The organism is Tepidanaerobacter syntrophicus, from assembly GCF_001485475.2.
Taxonomy (GTDB): Bacteria; Bacillota; Thermosediminibacteria; order Thermosediminibacterales; family Tepidanaerobacteraceae; genus Tepidanaerobacter; species Tepidanaerobacter syntrophicus.
Map to the genome: position 1 here is coordinate 1 of NZ_DF976996.1, position 5,011 is coordinate 5,011.

Annotated in this window: 5 protein-coding genes; all 5 read left to right on the forward strand. The window is 37.4% G+C overall.

What is annotated here, in order from left to right; all coding sequences use genetic code 11:
* Positions 1 to 368, forward strand: a 368-nt coding sequence (locus TSYNT_RS00725) for a cobalamin B12-binding domain-containing protein (RefSeq protein WP_174221062.1), incomplete at its 5' end; no start/stop codon positions are given.
* A 58-nt stretch (positions 369 to 426) separates the two neighbouring features.
* Positions 427 to 1,797 carry an MFS transporter gene (locus tag TSYNT_RS00730; protein ID WP_059031282.1) on the forward strand — a complete coding sequence of 457 codons (1,371 nt, stop codon included), beginning with the start codon at positions 427 to 429 and terminating at the stop codon, positions 1,795 to 1,797.
* Positions 1,798 to 1,855: 58 nt separating this feature from the next.
* Positions 1,856 to 3,229, forward strand: coding sequence for a uroporphyrinogen decarboxylase family protein (locus TSYNT_RS00735; RefSeq protein ID WP_059031283.1), 1,374 nt, complete (start codon positions 1,856 to 1,858; stop codon positions 3,227 to 3,229).
* A gap of 74 nt (positions 3,230 to 3,303) precedes the next feature.
* Positions 3,304 to 4,341, forward strand: a complete 1,038-nt coding sequence (locus tag TSYNT_RS00740) for a uroporphyrinogen decarboxylase/cobalamine-independent methonine synthase family protein (RefSeq protein WP_238142608.1) — start codon at positions 3,304 to 3,306, stop codon at positions 4,339 to 4,341.
* Between the two features lie 47 nt (positions 4,342 to 4,388).
* Positions 4,389 to 4,667, forward strand: coding sequence for a hypothetical protein (locus TSYNT_RS11930; RefSeq protein WP_238142609.1), 279 nt, complete (start codon positions 4,389 to 4,391; stop codon positions 4,665 to 4,667).
* Positions 4,668 to 5,011 lie beyond the last annotated feature (344 nt).

The window sequence follows — 5,011 nt, forward strand, 5'->3', positions numbered from 1 at the left end:
ACTTGCACGACATAGGAAAGAACATATTCCGCAATATGGCTGAAGCTGCAGGATTTCAAGTCTATGACCTTGGAATAGATCAACCTGTAGAAGCCTTCGTAGAAAAAGTTAAAGAAGTACATCCTGACATAGTAGGACTTAGCGGAGTACTCACCCTTGCCCTTGAAGCTATGAAAGAGACAATAGACGGCCTTAAAGAAGCAGGTCTAAGAGACGAGGTTAAAGTGATAATAGGAGGCAACCCGGTAAACCAGGAAGTGTGTGAACATGTGGGGGCAGATGCCTGGACGACAAATGCTGCTGAAGGAGTAAAAATATGCCAGGGGTGGGTTAAGGAAAAAGAATATGAAAAAAGCAAAAGTAACTAGCAAAGGCTGCATTATAAAAACAAAATAAATAAAAAGGGGATTTAAGGAGAGGATTTAAATGAAGCAAGAAGCTTCAAAAAAGGTTACAAGTAAACTTATAAACAGCTATGGGTTTGTAAGCTTTGCATTTAATTTAATGATGATGGTAGCTGTAACCTACTATGCTTATTTCCTCACTGATGTTGCCGTGATAAACGCAGCTTTAATGGGAACGATTTTGCTGATTGCACGGATTTGCGACATGATTTCCGTACCTATTACAGGCGGCATCATACAATCCGTTCAGCTTAAGTGGGGTCAATACCGCTCGTGGATTTTGCTTGCACCGCCGTTTACATGTTTGTTTTTTATTTTAATGTTTACCAATCCTGATTTTGATCCAATAACTAAAGGTATATTTCTTGGAACATGCTATGTTATAGCACATATTTGCGTTAATTTTGCATTTAATGCACATGCAGGCTTAATAGCAGTTCTGGGAAAAACTCCTCAAGAAAGAATGACACTTTCGCAAAGAAATGTCCAATTTATGATGGCGTCCAGCATCGTGTTTTCATTAACCTGCATGCCACTAGTAGAATTTTTTGGCAAAGGAGATCAGGGAAGGGGATTTTTATTTACAGTAGTGATATTTGCTATTATTCAGGTGTTGGGGTATTGGAACCTATTTCGCCAAAGCGAAGGCTATGATTATTATGACCCAAATAAAAAAATGGGGAAAGGCGGCATAGGTATTTCTCCTGCAGAAATGTTCCAGCAATTATTTACGAATAGCCAGCTTCTAACACTATTTACTGTAAGTACTTTACAAGCACTTAGCATGTTCGGAATTTCCGCATTATTGTCATACTATTACAAATATGTAATAGGAAACCTTGACATGATTTCTATCCATCTTTTTGGCACGGCGGTATGTAGCTTTATTGGCAGTCTTATTGCCCCTTATATTATAAGAAAATTAGGAAAAAAGAACACATATTTACTAACTACAATAGTTAACGTAATTGTTTTTACTATAGTCCGTTTAACCGGCGGAAGAAACCCGGTGATTTTTATAAGCCTTGCAAGCCTTGGAGCACTGATAGGAGCAAGCGGTATGGCCATGGGAGCTGCCCTTTATTCTGATACAGCGGAATACGGAAAATGGAAAACAGGAAAAGATGCTACAGCTTTTATAATGTCTATGTCTGCAATGCCGACAAAAATCGGAGTCGCATTAAGCGGTGCAGTAGTAGGGTATGGCCTTGCTGCGGTAGGCTACGATCCAACAGTTGGAACAACACCTGAGCTTGTAAACAGCATAGTAGATCTTACTACATCTATACCTATAATATGCGGCGTGATAAGCTTTATACTTTTTGCCATGTTTTATAAGCTTACAGACGAAAAAGTTATGGAAGTAATGGGGCTAAATACACAAAATGAATAAGCTTTTGTTTTAATGTATAAAACGCGAAATACCGCTCTAATACTAAGGAGGAGTTTGGATGAATGTAAATGAGCTTAGAGAATATCGTACCAAGCTGTATGAAGATGTTTATTCAGGAATTATTCCAGACAGATTTCCTGTTCATGACGGATTAAGTCCGGAATATCTTATAGAATATGCAGGCAAAGATTTCATGACTACTCAATACCAATATACAGAGGAACTCTTAGAAGAGATTGGTGAAAAAGCCATGGAACTAGTACGTGGAGACAGTTTTTCGATGGCTTGGGTTAGAAATCCAATAGCAATCATGTTTCAAAAATCCAAAGCTTTTGTAATGAGCAAAACCGGAATGATTCAGCATCCGGAAGTTTCAGGATTTGAAGCTGATGAGTATGATGAATTTATTAAAAACCCCTTTGAATTTATGGTTGAAAAAATTATACCTAGGCTAAATCCGGGCCTTGATACAGATCCGATTGCAAGAAGCGTGAATTTTACAAGGATAGTTTTAGCTCAAATGGATCAGCAGGAAGCATTTGATAAAAGCAATCAAAAATTAGTGGAAAAATACGGCTTCTTCTCCCCACCACCTGGAACAATGGGCCTTCAGCTTGTGCCTTTTGACTTTTTAGCTGATTTTTGTCGAGGATTTACTAAAATAGTGGTTGATATAAAGCGCCAGCCTGAAAAAGTACTCGAAGCAATGGAAGCACTAATGCCTTATGCTATATGGGCGGGAAGGACACCTGAAACTTCAATTTTTGGAGCAAACATGATAATGACTCATATGGCCACATTCCTAAACACAAAGGACTTTGAAAAGTTTTATTGGCCAACCTTTTACAAACTTTGCCACATTTGCGCCGAAAGAGGGCAAGCCATGTCTATATTCTGTGAGGATGATTGGACGCGTTACATCGACTACCTTCAAGAATTGCCCCAAGGCACTAGGCTTGCAATGGAATACGGTGACCCTGTCAAATTTAAGGATAAGCTCGGTAAAAAAATGGTACTGAGCGGATTTTATCCAATATCACTGCTAAAAACAGGGACTAAGCAGCAATGCATCGATAAAGCCAAGGAACTAATAGACATTTTGGCACCTGGTGGAAATTATATATTTGGTTTTGACAAACAAGCACTAAGCATAACCGATATTAATCCTGAAAACTATGTAGCAGTAATGGAATATGTGCTTGCAAATTCAAAATATACAAATGCCGGCAAAAAGGTCACAACTGCCAAAAAGGAAGATTCTGTAATAAAGTTTTCACAAAGTTATCCTGAATTTAAATCGAAATATATAGTTTCGTATGAGGAATTTATCAGCGACTACCCGCCGGTATGTGAAAAAGTAGATCCTCTTATGAGAAAGGCATATAATAAATACACTGATATGGTTATACCTTATTTGTCATCGATACTCTGATTTATTAGAATATGCAAAACTGCAGCCGTTTCAAAAATCATCGGCTGACGCAAATTAAGAAGGTGAATATTATAATGAAAAATGCCAAAGAATTGCAGCAAGAAAGGGCCCAGATATTTCATGATCTTGCTGATGGAAGGGTCCCAAAAAGAGTGCCGGTAGGCGGCAATATTGGAATAGAGTTTTGCATTCAATATGCCGGACTACCTCTTGCTAAAACTCAGTGGACATTAGAAGGTGTAGAAGAAGCGATGGACAAGGCCTGCCAGATAACAGGTTCAGACCTTTATCCGCTAGGGCCTGCAAGACCGCCTATAGGATATCAGATATTAGGCTCTAGAACGAACGTTATGGGTTCTAAAGGATTTATTCAACATCCGGAAGTATCTGTTATGGAGGCGGATGAATATGATGATTTTATCAAAAATCCTCATGAATTCATTATGGAAAAAGCACTTCCAAGAATGGACAAAGAATTAGATACCGATCCAGTCACTCGCTCTATTGTATATGCAAAAGCAGTTAAAGCACATTTTGATTATCTTGATAGATATGCACAAATAGATGAAAAACTTATAGAAAAGTATGGTTTTTATAGAATACCACCAGAATCTGCCGGCATGGCTCTTTCTCCCCTAGATTATATTGCAGATTTTCTCCGCGGTTTTAAAGGAATAGTTATGGATCTGAGAAGATGCCCGGAAAAAGTGGCAGAAGCATGTGAAGCAATCCTACCTATGATAGTAAAAATGGGCACACCGCCGGTAATTTCAAAATACGGACAAACATTTATGCCATTGCATATGGCTCCGTTTTTAAGGACAAGCGATTTTGAAAATATTTATTGGCCTACATTCTCGCGAACAATTCAAGCATTGGCGGATAAAGGACAGAGAGTCTTTATGTTTTGCGACCATGATTGGATGAGATACCTAGATCATTTGTATGAGCTTCCTGAAAATACATGCATAGCTTTTGAATTTGGTGATCCAAAGGTAATTAAAGAAAAACTGGGCAAAAGACATATTTTATCTGGTCTTTATCCGATGACATATCTTAAAACAGCGACAAAACAAGAATGTGTAGATAAAGCAAAAGAACTTTTATTTTAGATATAATGGCTCCGGGAGGCAGATACTATTTTGATTTTGACAAGAGCTTGATATCAATAGACAGCGCAAATATAGAGAATTACACTGCAGTAACACGATATATTGCTGAAAACTCATATTACAACAATGCAGGTGAGCCCCTTGCTTCTGATGCTAATAAAGGAAAAAAATTTGTTGATACTGGAGAGATAAAAGCATTTAAATCTAAATATTATCAAACATGGGAAGAATATAAGGAAAAACATCCGAATATTAGCCCGGAGTTAGAACCTATAATAGCTCAAAAACTTCAGATGTATGAAGAAATGCTTTTTACGTTTTTCTAAGGTTACCTTAATTTAGCATTAGTGTCCGTTTGTAATTTTTTAGTAAACTACACTATATACCGGCCTTACCGCAAAACTCGAGGGAGATTTAGTAGGGTCGGTATATTGCTTATATGTAATCAAAAAATAGTATAAAAAATTAATGTTCAAAAAAGTATTGACAGTTTTTGTTAAGTCTTGTATACTTAAAATATAACTTGTATATACATATAACTACAAGAGGAGGTTTCCATCAATGTCAGACTTTAAACATTTAACCGAAGCTTTAGGAAATCTTGATGAAGAAGAGGTGCTTAGAATCTTAAAGGATTTTGTAGCATCAAACCCTTCTCAGGAAGAAGCCC

Bases quoted from the DNA above. Each gene is read 5' to 3' on its own strand.
- TSYNT_RS00730 (WP_059031282.1), top strand. From the start codon at position 427: ATGAAGCAAGAAGCTTCAAAAAAGGTTACAAGTAAACTTATAAACAGC.
- TSYNT_RS00735 (WP_059031283.1), top strand. From the start codon at position 1,856: ATGAATGTAAATGAGCTTAGAGAATATCGTACCAAGCTGTATGAAGAT.
- TSYNT_RS00740 (WP_238142608.1), top strand. From the start codon at position 3,304: ATGAAAAATGCCAAAGAATTGCAGCAAGAAAGGGCCCAGATATTTCAT.